This window comes from Chitinophaga sp. SYP-B3965 (assembly GCF_009647655.1).
Lineage (GTDB): Bacteria > Bacteroidota > Bacteroidia > Chitinophagales > Chitinophagaceae > Chitinophaga.
Genome location: NZ_WJFD01000001.1, coordinates 392,834 through 417,178, shown reverse-complemented (window position 1 = coordinate 417,178; position 24,345 = coordinate 392,834). Strand labels below are relative to the sequence as shown.

The 24,345-nt window shown below is 44.7% G+C and carries 19 protein-coding genes; 8 read left to right on the top strand and 11 right to left on the bottom strand.

Annotation, left to right across the window (positions count from 1 at the left end):
* Positions 1-12: 12 nt before the first annotated feature.
* From GFS24_RS01550 to GFS24_RS01540, 3 genes are all read right to left on the bottom strand, one after another.
* A complete protein-coding gene (locus tag GFS24_RS01550) occupies positions 13-3,465 on the bottom strand; it encodes a SusC/RagA family TonB-linked outer membrane protein (RefSeq protein WP_153657812.1) in 3,453 nt (1,150 codons plus the stop codon).
* An 85-nt stretch (positions 3,466-3,550) separates the two neighbouring features.
* Complete coding sequence (locus GFS24_RS01545) at positions 3,551-4,567, bottom strand: FecR family protein (protein ID WP_153657811.1); 1,017 nt, start codon at positions 4,565-4,567, stop codon at positions 3,551-3,553.
* Positions 4,568-4,620: 53 nt separating this feature from the next.
* Positions 4,621-5,205, bottom strand: a complete 585-nt coding sequence (locus GFS24_RS01540) for an RNA polymerase sigma factor (RefSeq protein ID WP_153657810.1) — start codon at positions 5,203-5,205, stop codon at positions 4,621-4,623.
* A gap of 116 nt (positions 5,206-5,321) precedes the next feature.
* On the opposite strand from GFS24_RS01540, the gene GFS24_RS01535 reads away from it, so the two are divergent.
* The 6 genes from GFS24_RS01535 (at position 5,322) to GFS24_RS01510 (ending at position 11,501) form a co-directional block, all read left to right on the top strand.
* Positions 5,322-6,563 carry a DEAD/DEAH box helicase gene (locus GFS24_RS01535; protein ID WP_153657809.1) on the top strand — a complete coding sequence of 414 codons (1,242 nt, stop codon included), beginning with the start codon at positions 5,322-5,324 and terminating at the stop codon, positions 6,561-6,563.
* A gap of 40 nt (positions 6,564-6,603) precedes the next feature.
* A complete protein-coding gene (locus tag GFS24_RS01530) occupies positions 6,604-7,413 on the top strand; it encodes a DUF1080 domain-containing protein (RefSeq protein ID WP_173002931.1) in 810 nt (269 codons plus the stop codon).
* 193 nt (positions 7,414-7,606) lie between these two features.
* Positions 7,607-8,809, top strand: a complete 1,203-nt coding sequence (locus tag GFS24_RS01525; protein WP_253906375.1) for an epoxide hydrolase family protein — start codon at positions 7,607-7,609, stop codon at positions 8,807-8,809.
* A 67-nt stretch (positions 8,810-8,876) separates the two neighbouring features.
* Entirely contained in the window at positions 8,877-9,458 is a 582-nt protein-coding gene (locus tag GFS24_RS01520) for a Crp/Fnr family transcriptional regulator (protein ID WP_153657807.1), read from the top strand.
* 391 nt (positions 9,459-9,849) lie between these two features.
* Positions 9,850-10,212, top strand: coding sequence for a hypothetical protein (locus tag GFS24_RS01515; protein WP_153657806.1), 363 nt, complete (start codon positions 9,850-9,852; stop codon positions 10,210-10,212).
* On the top strand, positions 10,209-11,501 hold the full coding sequence (locus GFS24_RS01510) for a glycosyltransferase (protein WP_153657805.1): 1,293 nt from the start codon (positions 10,209-10,211) through the stop codon (positions 11,499-11,501). The genes GFS24_RS01515 and GFS24_RS01510 overlap by 4 nt, the downstream gene beginning before the upstream one ends.
* Here GFS24_RS01510 and GFS24_RS01505 read toward each other — a convergent pair.
* Complete coding sequence (locus GFS24_RS01505) at positions 11,402-12,538, bottom strand: hypothetical protein (protein WP_153657804.1); 1,137 nt, start codon at positions 12,536-12,538, stop codon at positions 11,402-11,404. The genes GFS24_RS01510 and GFS24_RS01505 overlap by 100 nt on opposite strands.
* A gap of 55 nt (positions 12,539-12,593) precedes the next feature.
* The gene (locus tag GFS24_RS01500; RefSeq protein WP_153657803.1) at positions 12,594-13,142 is read right to left on the bottom strand and encodes a 5'(3')-deoxyribonucleotidase; all 549 of its coding nucleotides are present in this window, start codon (positions 13,140-13,142) and stop codon (positions 12,594-12,596) included.
* A 93-nt stretch (positions 13,143-13,235) separates the two neighbouring features.
* Between GFS24_RS01500 and GFS24_RS01495 the strand changes: the two genes are divergently transcribed.
* Complete coding sequence (locus GFS24_RS01495) at positions 13,236-13,982, top strand: DeoR/GlpR family DNA-binding transcription regulator (protein ID WP_153657802.1); 747 nt, start codon at positions 13,236-13,238, stop codon at positions 13,980-13,982.
* 379 nt (positions 13,983-14,361) lie between these two features.
* Here the strand turns inward: GFS24_RS01495 and GFS24_RS01490 are convergent, their stop codons facing one another.
* The 5 genes from GFS24_RS01490 to GFS24_RS01470 form a co-directional block, all read right to left on the bottom strand.
* Positions 14,362-15,324, bottom strand: a complete 963-nt coding sequence (locus GFS24_RS01490; RefSeq protein ID WP_153657801.1) for a YihY/virulence factor BrkB family protein — start codon at positions 15,322-15,324, stop codon at positions 14,362-14,364.
* A 92-nt stretch (positions 15,325-15,416) separates the two neighbouring features.
* Complete coding sequence (locus tag GFS24_RS01485; RefSeq protein ID WP_153657800.1) at positions 15,417-17,093, bottom strand: SusD/RagB family nutrient-binding outer membrane lipoprotein; 1,677 nt, start codon at positions 17,091-17,093, stop codon at positions 15,417-15,419.
* Positions 17,094-17,116: 23 nt separating this feature from the next.
* Complete coding sequence (locus tag GFS24_RS01480; protein ID WP_173002930.1) at positions 17,117-20,851, bottom strand: SusC/RagA family TonB-linked outer membrane protein; 3,735 nt, start codon at positions 20,849-20,851, stop codon at positions 17,117-17,119.
* A 53-nt stretch (positions 20,852-20,904) separates the two neighbouring features.
* Positions 20,905-21,912, bottom strand: coding sequence for a FecR family protein (locus tag GFS24_RS01475; protein ID WP_153657798.1), 1,008 nt, complete (start codon positions 21,910-21,912; stop codon positions 20,905-20,907).
* A 52-nt stretch (positions 21,913-21,964) separates the two neighbouring features.
* Positions 21,965-22,555 carry an RNA polymerase sigma factor gene (locus GFS24_RS01470; RefSeq protein WP_153657797.1) on the bottom strand — a complete coding sequence of 197 codons (591 nt, stop codon included), beginning with the start codon at positions 22,553-22,555 and terminating at the stop codon, positions 21,965-21,967.
* Between the two features lie 97 nt (positions 22,556-22,652).
* Here GFS24_RS01470 and GFS24_RS01465 point away from each other — a divergent pair, with 97 nt between their 5' ends.
* A complete protein-coding gene (locus tag GFS24_RS01465) occupies positions 22,653-23,648 on the top strand; it encodes an NADP-dependent oxidoreductase (RefSeq protein WP_153657796.1) in 996 nt (331 codons plus the stop codon).
* 52 nt (positions 23,649-23,700) lie between these two features.
* Here the strand turns inward: GFS24_RS01465 and GFS24_RS01460 are convergent, their stop codons facing one another.
* The gene (locus GFS24_RS01460; protein WP_153657795.1) at positions 23,701-24,345 is read right to left on the bottom strand and encodes a GLPGLI family protein; all 645 of its coding nucleotides are present in this window, start codon (positions 24,343-24,345) and stop codon (positions 23,701-23,703) included.

Below are 24,345 nucleotides of genomic sequence, written 5' to 3'. Positions count from 1 at the left end.
CGTAATAATCTTTTAGAACCGGGTGGATAATGAGAAGGTGAAACTCCTTGCGAACGGATAATCGATCCCTCTTTCTACCTGCAGGCTGGACCAATAGGCCAGGTCGTTCAGGTTCAATGCAAAACGGAGGCTTTTCATCTTCAGGCGTTTATACCATTGTGCCGGTGCGTCGTAGGACATATATACAGACTTAAATTCCAGCCTGTTCTCTTCCTGTACAAAACGGGAAGTGGTACGGGTGGTGGTGAGGTCTGCAATGTTCTTATAGAAAGTATGATCACCTGGTTTTTTCCATCTTAGTGCCAGTACCCTGCTATCCACATTGTATTTTGGATCTGCATTTTCCACACGGTCTATTAATGTCTGGTTGTAGATATCGCCACCTAAGCGGGTATAGAAACTGAATTCAACAGAGAAGTTCTTATACACGATATTACCACCAAAATAACCATCTACATCCGGTGTTTGATCTCCTACTGCTACGGTGTTGCGTACATCATATTCATAAGTAGTGGAGCCATCTGCGCGGAGGTAGATCTCTTTACCATTCTCCGGATCAATGCCCAGTGAACGAACAGCGTAAATGGTGTTCAATGACTGACCTTCTTTGTAACGCAGCATCGGTCTTGTTCTCGATGCCGAATCTTCATTTTGCTTATCATCTACCAGCGAATTATATTGCTTCAGCGCATTAGAGATCTTTGTGATCACGTTGGTATTATGCCCAAGGTTCGCATTCACGTTCACAGACCAGTCGCGGCCGCGCAATACGTTAGCACGCAGGTAAAATTCAAACCCTTTGTTCACCATTTCACCCAGGTTCTCTTTGTAGAGTGCGAAACCGGTAGAAGTAGGCACGTTCACATCTGTGAGCAGGTCTTTGGTGAGTTTATGATAATAACGGGGAGAGATATACAGCCTGTCTTTGAAGAGGGACATCTCCATGCTCAGGTCATAGTTCTGTGTACGCTGCCATCTCAGGCTGTTGTTACCATATCCGGCAAACACAGCACCCACGCCTGTAGAATACCAATCCTGGCTGTAATAACTATAGGTTGTGTTGGATAAGTAAGCAGGGAAATTCACATCTCCTGTTAAACCTGTAGTGGCTTTGATCCTTAACTGACTGAAGATGCTGTTCTTCATGAAAGCTTCGTTGTGAAGGTTCCAGCCCACACCATAGGACCAGAAAGTAGCCATCCTCGAATCCTTTCCGAATTTAGAAGAACCATCTGTTCTTACGGTTCCGTCCATTATGAAACGGTTCTGGTAAGAATAGTTAAAGGAAAGGAAAGCACCGATAAGGCGTTGTTCTGTAACACCACCTTTGGGTGCTCCATCTATCTCGTAACGGCGGGCAAAGGTGATATCTGTAAAACGGTCATTAGTGAAACCTTGTGCCGTGATAGTTTTACCGGTATATTTCTGTGCCTGGATATTGGTACCCAGGGAGAAATTGAGGAAGTGTACGCCGTTCAATACTTTGTTATAGTTAGCGGTAAAACTTCCATCTACCTGAGATTCATCTATGTTGGCATACTCATATCTGCCACGATCTTTCAGTTCATCTCCTGTTTTATAGTAAAACTCGTTGCTATAGGGAGAGGTAAATTTATCCGCCGTGCTTTTACGCTTGGTTAAACTGATGGTACCGTTGATCCTCCAGGAAGGACTTGGATTATATTCCACGGAGAAGGCATCAATGAACTCAAGGTATTCTGATTTGGCGAAGTTACCGGTGGTAGCTTCATACAGGGGATTGAACACCGGGAGGGCAACGCGGTTTCCGCTCACACGGTCCGGATTATCCAGGTAATTCCATTTGTCTACTTCCTTCAATATCCTGCCCAGTGAATCTGTTTTAGGATAGTAGGGATTCATGCGCACATAACTGGAGAACTGGCCGTATGGGGATTCATTTCCCTTCACCTGTGAAATGGTGAAGCTGTTGCGAAACATGAGTTTGTTATCCTTCAGGTTGTAAGCAAGGCTCGTGGCCAGGCTGTAACGATCACGGCCTGAACCTTTCATTACTCCGTTATTGGTTTGATAACGGGCATCCACGCCATATCTTAAAGTAGGTGAACCACCTTGCAGGGAAACAGAATGTTTATGTCCGAAATCTGTTGCCAGCGGCTGAGATAACCAATAGGTATTTACGCCACTGAGAACGTTCTTCCTTTTGTCGTAATATCTCATTTCCAGATCGGTGGGATTATCTACTGCATTGCTGGTATATAATCCGGCCAGCTTTTCGTATTCCAGCTTTTCGGAAGCGTTCAATACTTTGTAAGCGGTAAGGTCTGGTGTGGTTACATTCAGTTCGTAATTGTAATACACTTCCAGTGAACCTTCCTTCGGCGTTTTTGTTTGAATGATCACTACACCATTGGAAGCGCGGGAGCCATAGATAGAAGTGGCAGCAGCATCTTTCAGCAGGGTGATCATTTCTATCCTGTTCACATCCAGATCGTAGATAGTTTGAATACCTACCTGGTAACCATCCATCATGAACATGGGAAGGTTGGTGATAGTAGCCAGCTGATTGCGGGAGAGCAGTTGTGCATCTCCTGTAGGCATGGCGGTGGCGCCTCTTATATTGATATTAGGTAAAGCATTTGGATTGGAACCTGTGAGGTTATTCTCCACGATCCTGAAGGATGGATCATATGCCTGGATACTGGCGAGGATGTTTTGCGGATTGAAACGTTTGATCTCATCTCCGGTAATAATGATAGCCGATCCTGTATAACTTTCTTTCTTTAATTTCTGGTAACCATTCACCACAAAGTCTTTCATCGACTGTACATCTGTTAACAGCTTTACATCAATGGAAGTGCGGGTATTTACTTTTATCTCCTGTGGTTTGTAACCAATGTAACTGAATACCAGTGTACCGTTCGGGGGAACGTTAGGTAAAGTATAACGGCCGCTTTCATTTGTTTTGGCGCCATTAAAAGTACCTTTCACTACTACTGTTACTCCGGGTAAAGGAATACCAGATTCTTCCGTTACCTGACCTGTTACGGTCGGTTGCTGCTGCTGTGTTATACTTTCCAGTTGTAACGGCTGCTGCGGCTCTGTCGCGGATTGGGTTTCTGCGGTTTTTTTTTCGGAACGTTTTTCCTTTTTGTAAATGATGAAGTGGTCCTGTGCGGCCTGCTCTACTTCGAGTCCCAGGGGCCGCAGGTAGTTGCTGAGATAATCTATCAGCGGTTCAGATGTAACCTTTCCAATGGGTCGTTTTGTGATGATACCATTAATAGTGTTACCGGTATAATTGATACGAACTTTGTACAGTTGTTCCAATTCTGCCAATACATTCTTCAACGGCACCTGTTGGCCATCCTGAACTTCTGTTCCCTGTGTGCTGCCTGTGGCCGCTTTGGCTGTACCTCCTTGTATCAGCAATGCCAGTGCCAGGCTACCCAATACCCTTCGGGTTCCGGCGTAAAATTCTACCATAGCTATCGATTTTGGTTGGTTAAGGCATAGTAATATCACTTCCCGTTTTCCAGGAATACCAAATTGTGACAAAACGCTTGCTTAATTAATTATTACTGATCTTATATGTGTTAGTTCCTGTCTTATCTATATGCACCTCAAACGATCGCGATAGTGTTTTAAAGAACACATCGATGTTATCCATTGGTATACTTCCTGTAAATGTTTGTCCGCTGAAACTGGAATCTTCCAGCTGTATCGTAATGCCCATGTTGTCCTGCAGTGATTTGATCACTTCGGCAATAGGCGTTTCATTAAAGCTTAGTACTTTTTGCTTCCAGGAAGAATACACTTCCGGGTCTACTTTTTTATTCACCAGTTCTGTTGTGGCGGCAGAATACACGACCATATCTCCTGGTTTCATGGTAATAACGGGCTGATTGCGTTTCTTATTCAATGTGAGCTTCACCATTCCGGTGGTTAACACCACCTGTGTTTTAATGCGGCGGGTATTTACGTTGAATTCCGTACCTACTACCTGTATATCCACATCTTTTGTATGTACTACAAAGGTTCGATTATTGCTTTGATGCGTAACAGAAAAGAAAGCCTCACCATCTACCCATACTTCGCGGGGATGTGTTTTGTCCCAGTTGTCCTTATAATGGATCTTTGAGTTCACATTCAGTTTTACGATTGAATGATCCGGTAATTCTATTGTTCTCAGTTCTCCCATTGCGGTTTGGTGATGCACCTCGGCTTTGGGATAAAACAAAAATGCTGCGGATGTGGCTATTAAAAGACCAATGAATATTGCAGCGGCGTAAGGGAGCCAACGGCGTCGGGGGCCATGTGGCAAATCTACGACTTTCGTACCGAAGCGATCCATACTCCACAACACTTTTTCCCAGGTTTCCTTTTCATCATTTGCTGCCGGCTTATATGTTGGCGCAGCTATCAGCAGCAATATTTCCTTTGCTTTCACCACATCACTTTCCTTATCAGGATTACTCTGCAGCCAGTTGTTCCAAAAGGCAGCAGCCGCTTCGTCCTGATCCAGCACCCATTTACGAAAGGTGGGATGCTCTAAATAATCTTGCGTGGTGAAATCTCTGAATGTCATTATAGTTACTTAACAGATAAAGCAGGAAGTGAACAAAATCTTAGCGTTATTTTTCACTTATTTTTAAAATAGATCGAAATGATTAATAATGAGGCACTTATTAATTTATCGCTGTGTTTTTTCAGGTAGTTGATGGCTTTGGACAGGAGTACGTAGGTGGAATTCACGCTTAGTTCCATAATGGCGGCGGTTTCTTTGGTATCCAGCCCTTCGTAATAACGGAGATATAATATTTCTTTCTGGCGGCGGGGGAGTTTGTCCATTACCTTTGTGAGCTTAGCGCGCAGTTCCCTGTTGGATTGTTCTCCAATCAGTACTTCTTCCGGTGAGCTGGTAAATTGCATTTCTGCAGGATTGTCGAATAAGCGGCTTTTCTGCTGCTGGCTGGCTATTTTCCTTTTCAGGCTGGCGAGGAGGTAATACCTGATGGAATCTGTTACTGACAAACGTTCCCTGCTTAACCAGATGCTAACGAAAAGATCATGAATACAATCTTTCACCATCCCCTCGTCAGGGTGTAGTTTCATGCCATATTGGTAAAGGGAATTGAAATATGTTTTATAGATGAACGCCAAAGCATCCTTATCTCCTTCAATTACCTTACTCCAAAGTGCTTTATCGTGCAGGTGGCCGTACAATTCGTCCCGGATTTTATGATTTTGTTACTATTGTCAAATGCAGCTAAAGATATGATCCGCTTTGTTAGCAAGCAAGCCCATTTCCCTATACGGCATTAAAGCTTACCTTTGTGCCCATGAAATTTGAACAATACCGCATATCAGAGGAGTTAAAGAGAAGTTTGGAAGAACTGGGTTTTAAACGCCCTACGGATATACAATATAAAGCCATTCCGTCTATCCTGAAAGGGGATGACGTGTTAGCCATAGCCCAAACGGGCACAGGGAAAACGGCCGCTTTTGCCATTCCCATCATCCAGTTACTGCAACAACAAAGCCGCTCCCGTACCAAGGGGGAAGTGAAATGCCTGATCATGGTGCCCACCCGGGAACTGGCGGTACAAATAGGGGATGTATTTAAAAAACTCGCCAAATATACCCGTGTGGATATTATGGGCCTTTTTGGCGGAGTGGAACAGGAAGCCCAGATCGCTAAACTGGATAAAGGGGTAGATGTGCTTATTGCCACCCCCGGCCGGATGTTTGACCTGGTGAGCCAGGGGCATCTGGACCTCAGCCATGTGCAAACCCTGGTATTGGACGAAGCGGATCATATGCTGGACCTTGGTTTTATCCGGGATATCCGCGATGTGATGAAACATCTCCCCCGCAACCACCAGACCCTCTTCTTTTCTGCTACTATTGATGAAGACATTAAGGATATAGCTTATTCCGTTGTGCGAAACCCTATCCGGATACAGATATCTCCGGAAGACCCGGTTTCCAAAAACGTGAGCCATTCCGTGGCTTTTGTGGAAATGGATGACAAACGCTTTTTCCTGGAAAGGCTGGTGAAGGAATTCCCGGAGAATAAGATCCTGGTGTTCGTAAGGACCAAGGTAAGAGCAGAAAGGGTAGCCAGCGCCATGGAGCGGATTGGCATCAAAACCCTTACCATGCATGGTGGTAAAGAACAGGGAGACCGCCTCTCCGTGATGGATGAATTCAAAAAAGGGGAAGTTAAAGTGCTCATTACCACAGATGTAAACGCCCGGGGCATTGACATCCCGGATGTGGAATACGTGGTAAACTACGATCTGCCGGACGAATCGGAGAATTATGTACACCGCGTTGGCCGTACAGGCCGGGGCGTAAAGAAGGGACAGGCTGTTTCCTTCTGCAGTGAAGAGGAAAAACCGATCCTGGACGAGATACAGTCTTACCTGGGCAAACCGATCACGGTGATGACCATTAAAAAGGATGACTACCGGGAAACCATCAGTTTTTCTGAGGAAACACCCAATGATAACTGGAAGAAATTGATCGAGGACCACGAAAAAGCCACAAAAGACATAAAACGAAAAAAGAAAAAGAAATAATCTCTTATTTTGAGTGTCATACAGACACAATCAAAATATGATGAGATACACTATTCTGATAGCCTTACTCTTGCTATCTGGTTCCACGGGTTACACACAACAGACTCCCCCCGCCTCCGGTCAATGGAAATGGGTTTCCCTGTTTAACGGTAAAGACATTAATGACTGGTTTGTAAAGGTCCACCACCATGAAGTGGGTGAGAACTTTGGCAATACCTTCCGGGTGGAGGATGGGCTTATTAAAGTACGCTATGACCAATATGGCGACTTTAACAACCAGTACGGCCACCTTTATTACAAAATACCTTATTCTTACTACCACCTGAAGCTGGAATACCGGTTCGTAGGGGAATGGTGTAAAACGGCGCCTGAGTACACGATCCTCAACAGCGGGTTGATGTATCATTCCCAGGATCCGCGGACCATGCCTAAGGAGCAGGACTGGCCTATTTCTATTGAAATGCAGTTCCTGGCCGGCCTTGGGGATGGAAAACCCCGCCCTACCGGCAATATGTGCTCTCCGGGTACGCATATCTTCTACAACGGCAAGCTGGATACGCGCCATTGTATCAATTCTTCCTCTAAAACCTACGAAGGGGAGCAATGGGTAAAAGCAGAGATCATTGTGCTGGGGGATTCCCTCATTACACATATTATTAACGGGGATACGGTGATGCAGTACTCTAAACCGCAGATCGGCGGGCCGGTGGTGAATAACTTTGATCCTAAGCAGAAACTGGACGGGAAGGCGCTGAAGGCTGGGTTTATAGCCTTGCAGAGTGAGGGGCAGCCGATTGATTTCAGGAATATTCAGATCATGGACCTTAGTGGGCCTATTCCTAAGCGATAGGTATACCCTGGGTATAGGATCGCTATAGGATCTCCCTATCTTGAGCCTATGTCAAGCCTATCTTAACCCTATGTGGACCTTTTTAATGAACTATTTGGAGCCTTTGCTGTAATAAGCAGAGGCTTTTTTTATTTCAACTGACATACTGCTGTCACATAGCGCTTCTAGATTTGTGGTATAATCATTGACGCTCATGAAAAAGTTACTTAACACCTTATTGATCATCATTTTATTCTCCTCTTCATTTGCACAAAACAAACCTAACATGCACACAGTACAACCCTTTAAGATCGAAGTACCACAAAGTGTACTTGATGACCTGAAAACCCGGCTCCAACAAACAAGATGGACAGATTCACCGGAAAATGCCGGTTGGAATTATGGTACCAATACAGATTATCTCCGGAAGTTAACGGATTACTGGATCAACCAGTATGATTGGCGCAAACATGAGGCCAAACTCAATGAATTCCCTCAATTTATGGTAGAAATTGATGGGGTGAAGATTCACTTCCTGCACATCAAAGGAAAGGGACCAAATCCTAAACCTTTGTTGCTGAGTCATGGCTGGCCGGATTGCTTTTATCGTTTTTACAAAGCTATCCCCCTTCTCACAGAACAGAATTTTGATGTGATCATTCCTTCTATTCCCGGTTTTGGGTTCTCTGACCATGTATCTAAAAATCTGGATGGCACTGCGGAGATCTTTTATAAGCTGATGACGGATGTGCTGGGGTATAAAACATTTGTAGCGGCTGGCGGAGATATGGGGACGGGGATCACTAAAGGCCTCGCGAATATGTATCCGCAGGCGGTGAAGGCTATTTTCCTCACAGATGTGGGATATCCGGATGGCACGGAGGATTGGTCTAAGATGTCTCCGGCGTTACAGGAGTTTGGGCAATTTATTCAGCAGTGGTGGTATTCTGAGGGGGCTTATAATATGATGCATTCTACTAAACCGCAAACCCTGGCTAATGGGTTGAATGATTCTCCGGTTGGACTGGCTTCATGGATATTGGAGAAGTTTTACACCTGGCGGTTTGATCCTGCCAAACATGATATTGAATCCAGCTTTACTAAAGACGAACTGCTGACGAATATTACCATCTATTGGGTGACGCAAACTATCAATAGTTCTATGCGTACCTATCTTGAAACCGCCAGGGCTACTTATTCCGGGGGATTGAAATCTGCTCAATATGTATCGGTGCCTACGGCTGTGGCGCATTTTCCGGGAGATGGGCCTTTGCCGAAAGAGTGGGCGGAAAGGATGGTGAATGTGAAGCGGTATAAGGTGTTTGCTGATGGAGGGCACTTTGCAGCATTGGAGAAACCGGAGATATGGGCAAAGGAAGTGAGTGATTTCTTTTGGAGTGATGATGCTTCGAAGTAAATATTTTTGAGTTTTTCTGATCCCCGGCTGTCTTCGGCCGGGGATATTTTTTTACATTGCGAAGGTTATGGACTCTCTAATAGATCAGGCTTTACACTCTTTCGCGGAACGTTATGTAACCCTCTCCCCTACCTGTGCAGTTGCTTTCCGGGAAGTTGCTGAGCCGATGTCTGTTCCTAAAGGTACTTTGCTGGTAACGGAGGGACAGTACTCCAACCATATGTACTTTCTGCTTTCCGGTACGATACGTGAGTATTATGTGAAAGACGGGAAAGATATTACGGACTGGTTTGCCATTGAGCATGAATTCACATGCGCCATCAATAGTTACTTTCTTAAAGTTCCCAGTGAACATTATGTAGAAACATTACAGCCCTGCGAATTGATCCTCGTGAAAAGGAAGGCGTTGGCGCAGCTTTGTGCGGAGTTTCATGAGTTTGAGACGCTTAGCCGGATGGCGATTACGCGGATCATGTTGCATCTTCAGCGCAGGATTGTGAGTATACAGTTTGAGACTGCGGCGCAGCGGTATGTTAATTTGCTGAAAGTGTTACCTGATATTACACAACGGGCGCCGCTTGGGCATATTGCTTCTTTTCTCGGTATTACGCAGGAGACTTTGAGCAGGATACGGGCTTCTCATAAGTGAGGGGCTGGGGGCTTGCCGCGCAGCAAAGGGCGGAGGATTTTTTTCTTTGAGGAGATGGAGTTTTCTTCTACCAAAAAAGCAAACTCAGTCCAAGGGGCTGGGGGTTTGCCGCGCAGCAAAGGGCGGAGGATTTTTTTTTCTTTGAGGAGATGGAGTTTTCTTCTACCCAAAAAACAAACCCAGTCCAAGGGGCTGGGGGTTTGCCGCGCAGCAAAGGGCGGAGGATTTTTTTCTTTTTTGTGGGGGGATTCTTTTTTTTTAAACACCTCTTCTCTTATAAAAAAAATCCAACAAAGCCGGCCCTTTGGGCCGGTTTTTTTTTAGATGAGCTGATCATCATTTTTTGATCTGGATCAAAGGAAAGATCATCGGGCTTTCCCAACTTTGCCTCATGGCAACGCTTATTCTTTACATAGCAGGTATTTACTCATTGGGTTTCGCCATCTTTCACATGTTATTCTGGAAAGCATTCCGGTGGAAGGAAGACTTGCAGCACCTTAGATCTGTCAATAGGGCTATCATACAGATCCTGAATACACGGATCATTTACTTTCTGTTGCTCTGCGCCTTCTTATGTTTCTTTTTTGCTGATGAATTGTTGGCTACCCGACTGGGGCAGGTCATGCTAATTGGCATTGCTTTATTCTGGGCGGGCAGAACGGTGGAGCAGTTTATTTTCTTAAGAGCTTATTATGTGCTGACCGCAATTTTTATACTGGGAACCATGCTTTTCTCTTTACCACTTTTTTTATGAAAAAACGTTATCTCTTCACAGTACTACCCACTAATGATCTTGGATTGCTGACACGTTCATTGCCGGTGGCTAAGGCCTTACAGCAACAGGGGCATGCAGTTGTTTTTTCGCATCCGGCCAAGGCGCCACGGAAACTTATTACGGATGCGGGGTTCGGGAATATCCTGCCTGTTCATCCTCTTTATGAGATCGGTTTTAATGGTTTGCATTGGAAGGATGTTCTTTCGTGGAAACTTATTAAGTCTATTCCTTACCGGGTGGCGCCTGCCAGTTCGGAGATATGGGATATGGACCATGCGTTTGCCATTACGGGATTGTTGAATGCTAATTTTATTAAGGCGCAGTGTGAGGTGTATATGAAGGTGATGCGTGCTGCAGCTCCTGATGTGGTGGTGGATTTTTGGAATCCTTTTGCCTGTATTGCTGCACGGAGATTAGGAATTCCGCTCATTACCATTAACCAGGGAGATGCTTTGCCTGGTTCTAAGGGGTTTATCTGGTGGAAGGAAAAACCTAACGGCGTGCCTTCTGTTGTTCCTGCTATCAATAAAGTATTACGGTCTTATGGGATGGAGGAAATAGAACGGGTGGAAGAAATCACTTCGGGGGATCTGTCTCTTGTAACGGGTATGCCGGAAACGGATCCTTTGCCGGGTAGTCATCATCATTATATAGGTCCTTTATTGTGGCAGGATGTGCGGGTATCCAAACCTGCCTGGCTAGAAAATATGCCGGATGACAAACCGCTTATCTGGTTGTATACGAGCAATCCTTCTTATAGTGGGAGAAGTAAGATATTTGATTCTGATAAAATGTTGCAGCCTTGTTTTGATGCACTGGCTAATGAAGATTATTATGTAGTGGTGACAACGGGGCATCATGCTTTGCCGAAATCTGTTTCGGTGCCTTCCAACTTTATGCAATTGCCTTATGTACCAGGACTACTCATGGCGGAAAGAAGTGATCTGCTGATCCATCATGGGGGTTATGGTTCCTGCCAGACGAGTCTTTATTCTGGCACACCTTCACTCATCTTCCCTACTTTTTCAGAACGGGAAAGTAATGCGCGCAGGATGAAAGCATTGGGTGCAGCGGAGTTTGTTTTGCCGGAAGAATATGATGCGGCCAACATCAGGGCTAAGGTGAAGCAGGTCATTCATTCGCCCTCCTATAACGTGGCGGCCACTACTCATGGGAAGAACTTAAAAAGTTTTGGTGGCATTTCTAAAGCAGTGGAGTTGATAGAGAAATTTGCTATTTGTGATGAAAGCTGGCCTGAATTCAGATAGTCTTTTGCGAACAAAATAAGGTCTGCGCTTTTACGCAGTTTCTTGTTGGCTATTTGTCGTGCAGGTATTACGGTGGCTCTGCAAGCTGGATTCATGTATTTATTATAGAGCGATTCCAATACTTCTGTGCGGAACAGTCCGGCATAAGGGATTATACCATTAGGGCTGTATACATCTTTGTACACAGACATAAAAGTGAATACTTTGCCTTTGTAATCGTTTTCCTTTTTTAAACTGTTAGGTAAAGAAGAAGATGTGTTGTAAGTAGTATGTGCCTGGCCGAAGAAACCAATGAAAGTATGGATGCTGCTGTCTTTCAACGCTTCTTTCAGATGACGGTACATTACTTTATTTCGGGGGATGGCCCTTTGTGTGATGGGGCAATCGTTACGGATAATGCGGCTGATGAGGGGATACCTTTCTCCATATAATACCTTCACATCATTTTCCTTTGCTCTGAATTCAGACTGGATCAAACACAATAACTGCTCAAATTCAGGATCAAATGCATTGAGTGTATGCGCTGCATCCATGCGTTTAAATACTTCCTGTAAACTGGGAGGAACGGGGGTTGTAACGGCCAGTACTTTTAAGACTTCTGTTCTTTCGAAATCAACACCATGTATCACCAGGCGTTGATCTGCAGGAACAGAGATGTTGTAAGTGTGCAGGTCTTTCCAGAAATCCTTATAATGATGATCTGTATATACGAGGCCATGGATCAATGATGTATCTCCTGTGTTTAAATACTGATTAAAAAGATACGCTGCTGCAATCCCTACTTCCATGAACACATGTTTGATGCCATGACGGGCATGCAGATGTTTGATCAGATGCAGTTTCCATTCCGGTTCAAAATGTACGTTATGTGTTTCGCCATAAAAGATGGCTTTGTAGTGCTGTGGAGAGATCAGGCTGTCCATCACAGACTCGTTGTAGACCATCCGGTTGGATGTGCCTATATACGAGGCTGCACATTGTGCAGAAAGGCTGCCGGAGAGCAACAGACAGATAATCAGGTTAATAAAGGGATTCATGCTTAGTCAAATAGAATGGGTTTCTTCAACCCATCCAAACATAAAGCTTTTTTATTTATGATGCTACGGGCACTGCCTGTTTTGCAAAGAATTGTGCGATCTGTTCCCAGTTATCAAACCTGTTATAATCTTCGTAGTTGGCATTGTGGGGCTGGGAGAAGAGTAATCTTTCGCCTTTAAAATACCGGAGGTTCTTGTCGTAATCGTCGATCATGTAATCTGCCTGCACAATGGTCTTCAAGCCGCAGAACACCATGTTCTTCCAGCTGATGAAGGGGAAGTGCTCGTTCAGCCATTCTACTTTTTCTGTGAGCGACTGTGGAAATTCTACCGCAGCGGATACTATGAATACTTCATATTCTTCCATGAGGGCTTTGATCACTTCCTGGCTGCCGGGCATTACGGGGGCTGTTCTGAAGAAACCTGGTGTATGTAAGAATTGGAGGATCAGTTCACCATTTGGGAAACCGGTGGGTTCTGGCATACCGTTCAGTTGTTCCACCGGGATCAATTCCCCTGTGTGTTTTGCATACCAGTCTATGTAATGAGAAGTAATATCTGCCATTACACCGTCCATATCTATCGCTATTCTTTTTCTTGCCATATTCTGCTATTTATTGCAAAGTTATGCAATATTCGTGAACCAACCAATAGGAATACTGCAATATTTTACATAATATTGCATAAAACAGCAAAGATGTTAAGAGAAGAGCGACTTGATTTCATTCTCAGGAAGTTACAGACGGACCAGAAAGTGCTGCAGGCGGAATTGAGTAACGATCTGCAGGTTTCTGAGGATACGGTGCGCAGGGATCTTGATTCCCTGGCGCAAAATGGACTGTTGATCAAAGTTCGGGGCGGGGCTATTCCGCATTCTCCTAATCCTTATCCTTTTAAAGAAAGGTTGCAGTATCATGAAAATGATAAGAAGAACATTGCCCGGAAGGCATTGGGATTATTGCATAATGGGCAGACGGTGATCCTGGATGGGGGGACTTCTACCCTTACGTTGGTGAAACTCTTTCCGCCTAATTTACAGCTTACGGTTGTTACGAATAGTGTACCTATTGTGGCACAGCTGATAGAACATCCCGGGGTGCAGGTGATCTTTACGGGGGGCAGGGTGAATAAAGATTCTCAAACATCTGTTGGGCTAAATACGATCCGTACAATTCAGCATTTGCGTGCAGACCTTTGTTTTCTGGGTGTTTGCAGTTTACATTCTGAGGTGGGGGTGACGGGTTTGGATATGGAAGAAGCGGAAGTGAAATCTGCTATGGTGAAAGCGGCTAATAAAGTAGTAGCATTGGCTACTAGTGATAAAATGGGGACTGGGGAGACTTATAAGGTTTGTGAGATTACGGATATTGATGTGATTGTTACGGACGATCCGGGGTTGGAGTTGTTTGAGCCTTATACTAAGCTGGGGTTGCAGGTGTTGTAGTTTTCTGCAGGGAGTTTGCCGCGCAGCAAAGGGCGGTATTTTTTTTCTTTTAAGGGATTGTGTTTTTTGCCTTAAGGGGTTGTGATTTTTGCCGGAAGTTTGCCGCGCTGCAAAGGGCGGTGTTTTTTTTTCTTTAAGGGGATTGTGTTTTTTGCCGGGAGTTTGCCGCGCAGCAAAGGGCGGTGTTTTTTTTGTTTTAAGGGGATTGTGTTTTTTGCTTTAATGGGTTGTGATTTTTGCCGGGAGTTTGCCGCGCAGCAAAGGGCGGTGTTTTTTTTTCTTTAAGGGGATTGTGTTTTTTGCTTTAAGGAATTGTGAGCTTGCCGCGCAGCAAAGGGCGGTGTTTTTTTTCTTTTAAGGGGATTGATTGATTTTTTTATTACTGTATTGCAGTTGTTGTAGTGGTGGCGGTCTTTTCAGGAATAACCCCTTTCGTTTCCACTTCTACTTGTTCTACCCACACGGCATAATTATTCGGATAGATCCTTTCTCCTTTTTGTTGTACATACTGGCGGGTGAAGGCTGCACCGAAATAAAGGATGGCTGCGGAATAGTATACCCATACCAGTAAGATCACCAATGAACCTGCTGCTCCGTAAGTGCTGCCAATACTGCTGCTACCAAGATAAAAACCTATGGCGAATTTTCCCAGCATAAATAAGACAGTAGTGGTCATAGCTCCTACCCATACATGGCGCCACTTTATTTTTGCATCGGGTAGCACTTTAAAGACCACGGCAAATAAAGCAGTGATGGTAATAAAAGTTACGATGAGATTGATGATATAAACAACTGTAGTTGTAAAGGGGAAAATGCTGCTCAGCCTGGTCATCAGTACTTCAATCACACCATGTATCACCAGCGATACGACCATTACGAAACCTAAACTGATCACTAACGAAAAGGATAATAACCTGGTGAGGACTATCTTCAAAAGCCCCTTCCCTTTTTTGGGTTTTGTTTTTAAACGCCAGATCAAATTGATAGAATCCTGGATCTCTGTAAATACACCCGTAGCACCAATGATCAGGGTAATGAACCCTATAACGGCAGACCATCCCAGGTCTGAGGACAAAGTAGTGTTCTTAATGATCTCCTGCACCTGCCCTGCTGCTGAAGGGCCTAACAATCCACTAAGTTCACCATAGAGCTTTCCTTCTATGGCTTCCCTCCCCAGGAAGATATCACCGCAATACAGCGCTATAATGATCATCGGCGCAATGGAGAATACGGTGGAATAAGCCAGGGAAGCGCTTAACTTCAGGATCTTATCATCTATGAAATCAGATCCTGCACATTTGAACATTTCCCACCAACGTTTTATGGATGAAGATCTATTCATACTGCTGTAAGTACAAAAACCCTGCTAAAAAAAATTCCCCGCCAGGAGACGGGGAATCATTCACTGTATTTCGACCTTGATATAGACGTGGTTTAATTACCTTCTCCGAAATTCGGACTGGTTTTATCAAACCATAAACGTTGTGTACTGAGGGAAGGGATACTTCTGTCACCTGGCGTGAAACCCTGGTCCTGCTGACTTTTAGTCCAGTTAGCGGTGTTGGTGCCGAGTGGTGGTTCATTCACGGAATACCTGCGTGGAATGGGTTCATTCCAGGTATTACGCCTGTAATAGGTGGAAGTATTTTTAGGATACCCTGTTCTTCTGCAGAAGGTAAAGGCTTCATTACCCAATCTGTAGAAGTTCAGGTATTGCTGGATGTAGATGCGTTCGAGGTTGTTTACACCGTTGAACTTTACATTTACGTTGTTTTGATAGGCTGCAATATCTGCATTACCATTTCCTGTAAGGCCGGGAGTAGATACTGCTGCTATGGCAATAGCGTCCATAGTCCTGATAGAGGATTCAATCCCTCTGTTATACCATTCTTCTGCTGTACCCTTTGTATCAAAACCTACGCCATATCCTTTCTGAATAAACTCTGCAATATAGAAGCAGGTTTCTGCACGGGTTACCATGTAATCCAGCATCTGGCCATCCTTAAAATTATTGTAACGCGGTGCAAAGAACTTCTTGTTGATGTTACTGTACAAACGGTATTTGCTCCACTGGCTTGCCTCAAATGCTGTTTTGTAAAAAGCAGCATTTACAGGATCTGTGGTCCAGTCTGCAGGGCCGCCCTGGAACATAACCAGGGGATCATTTAAATTGATGAAAGCCGGTAGTGTTTTGTTGTACTTCGTGAGCGTATCCCTGAATGAACCGGTAAGATCATTGGGAGTGAAATAAATAGGCAGACGCGGATCGTTTGTAGCCTTCAGGAAGGTCATAATGGAAGATGTGGCAAAACGGGGGCTGCGATAATCAATATCATTCCCTATAGGATTATGTTCCGGTCTGTTATATACAAACTGGGAAGCATCATCAATTGGTCCGATAGTGTTTTGCATCACTTCTTTGAATGCCTGTTTGGCTATATTTACATCTTGCCTTTCATACCTTACGGCAATACGCAACTTAAGCGTATTGGCCAGTTTGGCCCAGCTGCTCCAGTTATTTTTATAGAAGAAATCAGAACTGCCAAAATTAACCTGGTCAGCTGCAGTGCCGGATAAGGAATCCACTGCATCGGTCAACTCCTTTAACCAGGTATCGTAGAGTGTTTTCTGATCATCATATACAGGTGTGAAAGATTGTTCCGTTCTGCCTTTTATCGCTTGCGTATAAGGGATGGAACCATTCATATCTGTGACCTTCAAACCATGCAATACCTGTACGATGTGGGTAGCTGCACGAATGTTGCGGTAACGACCCTTATCTGCCCTTAATTCTATCAGCCGCCTGATCTCAAACAAGTTGGGAAGGATATTATTATAGTACACACCATACCGGCTGTTGATATTGGTAGACAGTTCGTAAGGGTCTGTAGTCATGTGCTGGGAGAAACGGAGTAACTGCTCCAGGTTTTCCCAGACCCATTCTGTACCCTGGTAGGTTTCCAGGTTATCCAGCGAGTAGGCGAATAAGGTATTCACATCCGGATTTGGTACGAGGCTGGGATCTGAATTGATCTCTGCAAAATCCTTCGTGCAGGAATGTGCAAACAGAACCGTTACGCTGATGAAAATGTATATACTTAATTTTTTCATGTTGCTACTTTTTCATGATGAATTTAGAATCCTGCACGGATCGTGAATGCGAATGAACGTGTCATTGGCGGCACGAAGCCTTCTTCCTTATTCACACTTGTTCTGTTTGAATTATTGGAAGCAGGATTAAAATTATTCGGCAATGTGTTGTAGAGATAAAACAGGTCACGACCGATGATGCTTACTCCCAGGCTATTCAGATGCAGTTTAGCGGCAAGGCTTTGCGGCATGGTGTAGTTCAGGGCCAGCTGACGTAAGGAGATCCAGGAATTTTCCACTACCCAGTAATCACCCACGGCTGTGGAGAATGAACCATAACGATAGTTATACTGCGGCAAGTGTGTGGGTGGTACAAATCCTTTATCATATGCTTCCTTGAAGGTCATCCCCCCTACATTTACGGAACTACCATCCGGCTGTGTAATGGTTTGGCCATTATCAAACACACCATCCGGGATAATGCCATCATCATAAGCAATATTCAGATCATCTGAATACTTGCTGCTCCAGGAAATACCGCCGTGATCTTTATCTCTTCCAAACAGGGAACTTTTAAAGATACCGGTATGTGTACCATAACGCATGGAATGCATCACCATATCCCCGCCGATCTTTGCATCCAGCAAAACATTTACGGAGAAGTTCTTAAAGCGGAAAGTATTATCAAAGCTGCCGCGGAAATCAGGATTGATATCTCCTACATCCATCAGCTCATTACTTCTTTTAGGGAAAGCAGCTCTTGCATCGGAACGCCAGTCCAGCACTACTTTACCATTATTAGGATGATCGATCGGTTTACCCGTACCATCTACAGCCTGGAAGGCTTTGGAGTGGATGCGTGTTCTGATCACACCATATGCGCCGCCTACTTTGGCATAAGGGATCTGGTCATTGGAGCCGAGTCCTTCATCATCCAAAGCATAGTATTCACGATCGCCATAGAGCTCTACTATTTTATTGCTGTTCCGGGAGTAAGTAAGTGTTGAATTCCATTCAAAGTTCTTAGATTTTACTGGTGTACCATTCAGCGCTATTTCAATACCCTGGTTCTGGATATTACCTGCATTGATCAGCAGGTTGTTCACCCCTGTTTCAGGTGCAGCGGGGATCTTGATGGCCTGGTTAAAAGTATTATCTCTGTATACGGTTACGTCAATACCGATACGGTCGTTCAGGAAACGCAGATCAAGACCTACTTCCTTCGCGATCTTGCGGAGCGGTTTGATGTTCGGATCCACCACAAAGGATTGTCCTTTTTCATCCAGCATAAACGTGAGCAAAGGAAGACTGCTTGGAGTTGATCCTCCAGATCCTGCTGTGGTAGTACCTCTCAGTTTGAAGCCGGTATTGATGATGAAGGGATCAAGGTCTCCACCCAATGCGGCAATATTTGTTCTCAGCTTACCAAAAGAAATGAACTTAGGCAGCTTGAAAGTTTCTGTAAAGATCCAGGACAAACTGGCTGCAGGATAATTAAAGAAGCTGTTGCCGGAACCATTGGAATAAGTGAGTGCGGAAGACCAGTCTCCACGCCAGGTGGTTTGCAGGTATAATTGTTCTTTATAAGAAAGGTCTGCACTGGCATAAATGGAATTCAGTGTTTTCCTTGTTCTGAAACCGCCGGTAGCGATGGTGGCTTTCTGGGAATTTCCCACGAAGTAGTTTCCGGGAAACTGCAACCCGCCGTCTGTTTGCGATTTGCTGAAAGTCTGGGTGTAACGTTGTGTTTCACCTCCTACATATCCATTAAAGGAAAGGTCTTTTGTGATCTGTTTATTTACAATGGCCATCCATTTCAGGAAATAGCTCTTTTTGTTAGAAAGTTCCAGGCTGTAAAATCCTCCTGAAGTATTATCTGAACCGGTGAAGTTGTAACCCTGCCCCAGTTCCTTTGCTTCGTTCTTTACTGCCAGGGTGTTGAAATTACCTTCCGCCTGCAACTTGAGCCAGTCAGTAATAGTAGCGGTAACGGTAAGGCGGCCGCGGAACATTTGTTCGTCCTGCAAATAATTATTCTCATAGATCCGGAACCAGTAGTCGGCACCGGGCACAACATTCGTTTCTGCGGGATCCGTTACTTTAGGCACACCACCCAGTGCGCTGGTATATTTACCCCGTTGTTTCCAATACTTTGTATCATAGTTACGTGGGAAGATCCAGATGAAATTATTCAGGCCCAGTTGTGGCGGATTTTCTCCTTTTGTGCTGGTATAATCTGCTCCTGCATCCAATGTAAGAAAGCTGGTAACGTTATGTGTAGCTCTCATGGAGAAGGAGTTCTTGTTGAGTTTATTGCGGAAGTTGATGCCTTCTGCCTGGTTGCGGGAATAAGATAAACGGAAAGAAGATTTATCTGTAGCACCGTCTACTGCTACGCTGGTTAAAAAGCCCAGTCCTGTTTGGAAGGCATCCAGGTAGTTATTGGGAACGGCTTTATACTCCGTCATGGTGCCATCGTAATTCAATACCTGCTGGCCGGCAAAACGAGGGCCCCAGTTTTCCAGTTCCCTGTTCTTTTGCGGATCAATATAGGGTTGCCCGTTAGAGTTGGTGGGGAATACTTTTGTTTGCCATGCTTCATTGGCTTTATAACCGGGATCGCGGGTATCTGTGAAGAAGTTACCTACGGAACCGCCGCCAAATTCATTTTGAAAGTCCGGGCCACGATAAGGGTCTTGTACATTTACGGATTGGGAAACGGTTACACCCCAGCCTTTCTTCACCCTTCCTTTTTTGGAGGTGATGAGCACTACGCCGTTGATAGCCCGGGAGCCATACAGTGCGGCAGCGGCAGAACCTTTCAGGATGGATACGCTTTCAAAATCTTCCATGTTCAGGTTCTTCAGGTCGTTCCCGAAATCCCTGCCCTGGCCGTTAAAGGCATCGTTATCAATGATCACGCCATCTATTACAAAGATGGGCTGGTTGTTAGTACTCATCGTAGAGTTACCACGGATGAGGATGCGTGAGTTACCGAACAAGCCACCGGAACCCTGGTCTATATTGATCCCTGCTGCTTTACCCTGCAATGCGTTGATAGGATTTACTTCATTGGTAGCTGCGAGTTCTGCTCCTTTTACTTCTGTTACGGAAAAACCAAGAGAGCGTTTTTCTTTTCTCACACCCAATGCTGTTACCACTACTTCTGCCAGTTCCTTTTTAGATTCCTGTAGTACAATATCATAAGTGGCAGCAGCGCCTACTATTAATTCCTGTGTTTCAAAACCGATAGCCGTAAATACTAATACAGCGCCTTCATTGGCTTCAATGGCAAAAGCACCATTGGCATCAGAGATAGCACCTCTTGCCAAACCTTTTACAGAAACGCTTACACCGGGTACTGTAGCACCATCAACAGATTTGATCACCCCTGTAACCCTTTTAAAGGCGGCAGCGGCAAATGCATCGCTGTTGAGCACCATCTTTACACCGTTCCTTGAAATGATGATCTGGTTGCCCACCACTTCGTACGTTACTTTGTAGGGGGATAACAATTCTGTCAGCACATCACCTAACCTTTCGTTCTGTGCATCAATACTTACTTTGGTGTTTAACGGAATGGTCTGGGAAGCGTAGGCAAACTTAACGGCAGCAGCTTCCTCAATCTTAGAGAGCACATTTTTCAGGCCCCTGTTGGAGATATTGAGGGTGATCTTCTTATCCAGTATCCCGGGTGCAGCGAAAGCTGTACTGGCAAGGAATACGAATAAAAAACACTTCAATAGCGCTACCCGCATAGTGAATGAGAAGGTATTCATACGCATATCATTTTGGTTGACATTAAAATTGTTCACTTGTTTTCAACCAGGGATCAGTTACATCCCTGTCCTGTTATATTGATCGTTTCATCTGTAATATCATAGTTAGCTCCAACTACTTTACACAATACCGTTAGTTTGTCGTAAAAAGACTCCTGGTCCAGCATCACTGTTACGCGGCATTTGGCAAACAAGGTGTGGTTGTACTGTATATCTATCGCATACATCTTTGCCAACTCATCAAGTACATCACCTACAGGGACTTCGTCGTAGTTTAATACGGCAGGGGTTGGTACCGGGTTGGCTAAAATGGCTACATCTGTAACATTCACTTTCTGCAAAGTGTTCTGTTTGCTATTAAAAACAGCCTGTTCATTTGGTAACAGGATGTATTGTTCGGTGCTTTCTTTGCGGGAAACGGCTACTTTTCCTGATTTCACGGCTACAACGATCTGTTCGTTCCCTTTTACCCGGAAGCTGGTACCCAGTACTTTGGTGATGATCCCTCCACTATATACGATGAACGGGCGGTTTGCATCCTGTGCCACTTCAAAAAAGGCATCTCCCTGCAGGAAAACTTCTCTTTTATCTCCTGCCATAAGGCGGGAATAGTGAATGGTGCTTTTAGGACTTAGGGTGATGCGGGTGCCATCTAACAAATAAATAGTTTGCAAGGTGGAACTGCTATTGCTGGCTGTTAGTTCGTGTTTGGCTGTTTTTTGTACGATGAGATTTTTCTTTTCTGTTCTTTGCAAGCCAAACCACAGGCTTCCTGCCAATATTATAACGGCTGCTGCTGCATAACGGGGCCATTTTATCTTCCGTACCGGTGTTTCGATCTGGCTTTGCAGGTCCTGCCAGATCTGATCTGCCAGTTCATGGCTGTTTACTGTTTCAGCATCTCTTATACCACGGATCATTTCCACCATCGCTTTCCTATCCGGATGTTGTAACATCCAGCCCTGCCAGTAGGCATTTTCCTCCGGCCGGGGGCTTAATACCCAGCTAACAAATTCATCATTCTCCAGCAATGCTTCCAGTTCTTGTTGCGAATACGACATACGAAAAGATTAAGCGCTTTAATGAATAGTGTACGCCGGTTGCTCCGGATACTCAGTTGGATCCTATTATTTTTAAAAAAAGAAGAAGTAAGCCTGATTCCAGGAATTTCCGGAGGTGCAAAACGGCCCTGTGCAACAGATTGGTGGCGGATTGGTAATTTACGCCCATGATGCCGGCCACATCTTCTGTGCTGCAGCCCTGGAAAAACCGGAGGTTGATCACTTCCTGCTGCCGCAGGGGTAATTGGGAAATGGCTTTTTGTATCTGGGCTTTTTGTAAGTTTTCTGATTCTTTCAGGAAAATACTGGACTCTATATTAACGGTGTCCGGCAGGTCAGGCACCTCTGCTTCGTAACGCTGGCGTACTTTGGCGTTACGCATGAGCTTATAACGGAGTGCTTTGAGTAAATATCCCTGTATAGAACGCGGGGGTTGGAGCTGCTCTTTCGAGCGCCATAATTCCATGAACAGATCCTGGATAGCATCTTTCACCACATTTTGTTCACCGGTGATCCGCATTCCATAGCCAATCAGCAGATGAATATGGGTGCGGTACAATTGTGCAAATGCCTCCCGATCTCCTTTTTTAAACTCTTCCCATACTGTGTGGTCAGCTGGGGTTGGTATAACATTTTGCGGCATTCCTGAATAGCAGCTTTCTGAAAAGTAAGGTAGGGATAATTTTCTGAAATCTTTAACTGTAGATTACGGACCTTTAGCTGGTTAAAGCATTTGTATCATGAAACAGATCACATTAGCCGCCAGGCCAAATGGCATGCCGGATGCATCTATCTTCCGTTTTGAAGAAGTAACGCTGCCTGCTGTTTCAGCAGGAGAAGTGCAGCTAAAAGGGCTATATTATTCCGTAGACCCTTATATGCGTGGCCGGATGAATGATAAAAAATCCTACTCCCCTCCTTTTGAACTGGATAAACCGATCGTGGGTGGTGTTGTGGCAGAAGTGACCACCAGTAAAGATGAACGTTTTGCTCCGGGCGATGTGGTACTGGGCAGTTATCTGCCATGGGCTGAGGAGATGGTGGTAGCAGCGGATACTATCAGGAAAGTAGATGCCAAACTGGTTCCTCCCAGTTATTATTTAGGTGTACTGGGCATGCCGGGTTTAACGGCTTATTTCGGCCTGATGGATATTGGTAAACCAAAGGCAGGAGAAACGGTTGTTGTGTCCGGTGCGGCTGGCGCAGTTGGACTTGTAGCAGGACAACTGGCTAAGCTGCAGGGATGCCGGGTAGTAGGGATTGCAGGTTCTGCGGATAAGATTACAATGCTGAAAGAAGAATATGGATTTGATGAAGCGGTGAATTATAAAACGGATGATCTTTCTGCGGCTATTGAGAAGGCTTGTCCGGATGGTGTGGATGTTTATTTTGATAATGTGGGTGGTGAAGTAAGTGATGCGGTGGTGCAACACCTCAATTTCTTTGCCCGCGTTCCTTTATGCGGCCAGATCGCTTCTTATAATGATACAGCGATACAAATGGGGCCACGGATAACGCCGTATCTCCTCACGCGCAGTGTGCTCATGCAGGGATTCATTGTGCGTAATTACGTGGCGCGGTTTGCGGAAGGGCTTCAATACCTGACGCCACTGGTGGCGGCAGGTAAGCTGAAGTATACTGAAACTATTGTGGAAGGATTTGATAAGATACCGGAGGCTTTACTGGGATTGTTTTCCGGAAAGAATACGGGCAAGATGATCGTGAAAGTCATTTAGTTTTAAAAAGGGCGGTCTCAAATTCCCAAAAGAAAGAGACCGCCCTTTTTATTTATTCTGCTTCTTTTACACCCTTTGGCGGTAACACATCCGCATCGGCTATCTTTTCAAATTGCAGGGATTTGGCTTTGAATGAAAAGAGAGGGCTCTCCAATTCCAGGATCAGGCCTTTTCCGCTCATGATGCCAAATGCTCCACCCAGGATGGGGAGTGTTGTGGTATACCAGTAAGTGGTTTTATCTTTTCCATTTTTTGATATCACTTTTTTACAGGCGTAACCCAGGATGTTTTTGGTTTCTCCTGTTTCTACTTCTTTTACATCTTCTACTTTCTTTGTATCACCTTTGTGTAAAAACTGCTTCCCATCTACATTGATCAATTGCAGGTTCTTCTTTGCATCCATATCAACATAGGTCACCCCATCTTCATTACCTATCTTTACTTTGACTTCTACTTCGCTCCCTTCGGATGCCGTTTCAATACTTTTTATTAAACCATGTTTCCCTTTGAAAAGGAAAACAATCTCCCGGTCTATGAATTCCGGCAGTGCATCTTTGTATTGCAACTGATCTGGTTTGAGGTTGGCATGCAGGTTCATGGTGACTATGTAATTGACCTTGCCCTGTGTGCTGTCCTGTGCCATCAAAGGTGTTGTGAAAATTACGAATGCTGCTAACAGCGTTTTAAAGTGTTTCAT

Bases quoted from the DNA above. Each gene is read 5' to 3' on its own strand.
- GFS24_RS01550 (WP_153657812.1), bottom strand. From the start codon at position 3,465: ATGGTAGAATTTTACGCCGGAACCCGAAGGGTATTGGGTAGCCTGGCA.
- GFS24_RS01545 (WP_153657811.1), bottom strand. From the start codon at position 4,567: ATGACATTCAGAGATTTCACCACGCAAGATTATTTAGAGCATCCCACC.
- GFS24_RS01535 (WP_153657809.1), top strand. From the start codon at position 5,322: ATGAAATTTGAACAATACCGCATATCAGAGGAGTTAAAGAGAAGTTTG.
- GFS24_RS01530 (WP_173002931.1), top strand. From the start codon at position 6,604: ATGAGATACACTATTCTGATAGCCTTACTCTTGCTATCTGGTTCCACG.
- GFS24_RS01525 (WP_253906375.1), top strand. From the start codon at position 7,607: ATGAAAAAGTTACTTAACACCTTATTGATCATCATTTTATTCTCCTCT.
- GFS24_RS01520 (WP_153657807.1), top strand. From the start codon at position 8,877: ATGGACTCTCTAATAGATCAGGCTTTACACTCTTTCGCGGAACGTTAT.
- GFS24_RS01515 (WP_153657806.1), top strand. From the start codon at position 9,850: ATGGCAACGCTTATTCTTTACATAGCAGGTATTTACTCATTGGGTTTC.
- GFS24_RS01510 (WP_153657805.1), top strand. From the start codon at position 10,209: ATGAAAAAACGTTATCTCTTCACAGTACTACCCACTAATGATCTTGGA.
- GFS24_RS01505 (WP_153657804.1), bottom strand. From the start codon at position 12,538: ATGAATCCCTTTATTAACCTGATTATCTGTCTGTTGCTCTCCGGCAGC.
- GFS24_RS01500 (WP_153657803.1), bottom strand. From the start codon at position 13,142: ATGGCAAGAAAAAGAATAGCGATAGATATGGACGGTGTAATGGCAGAT.
- GFS24_RS01495 (WP_153657802.1), top strand. From the start codon at position 13,236: ATGTTAAGAGAAGAGCGACTTGATTTCATTCTCAGGAAGTTACAGACG.
- GFS24_RS01490 (WP_153657801.1), bottom strand. From the start codon at position 15,324: ATGAATAGATCTTCATCCATAAAACGTTGGTGGGAAATGTTCAAATGT.
- GFS24_RS01485 (WP_153657800.1), bottom strand. From the start codon at position 17,093: ATGAAAAAATTAAGTATATACATTTTCATCAGCGTAACGGTTCTGTTT.
- GFS24_RS01480 (WP_173002930.1), bottom strand. From the start codon at position 20,851: ATGAATACCTTCTCATTCACTATGCGGGTAGCGCTATTGAAGTGTTTT.
- GFS24_RS01475 (WP_153657798.1), bottom strand. From the start codon at position 21,912: ATGTCGTATTCGCAACAAGAACTGGAAGCATTGCTGGAGAATGATGAA.
- GFS24_RS01470 (WP_153657797.1), bottom strand. From the start codon at position 22,555: ATGCCGCAAAATGTTATACCAACCCCAGCTGACCACACAGTATGGGAA.
- GFS24_RS01465 (WP_153657796.1), top strand. From the start codon at position 22,653: ATGAAACAGATCACATTAGCCGCCAGGCCAAATGGCATGCCGGATGCA.
- GFS24_RS01460 (WP_153657795.1), bottom strand. From the start codon at position 24,345: ATGAAACACTTTAAAACGCTGTTAGCAGCATTCGTAATTTTCACAACA.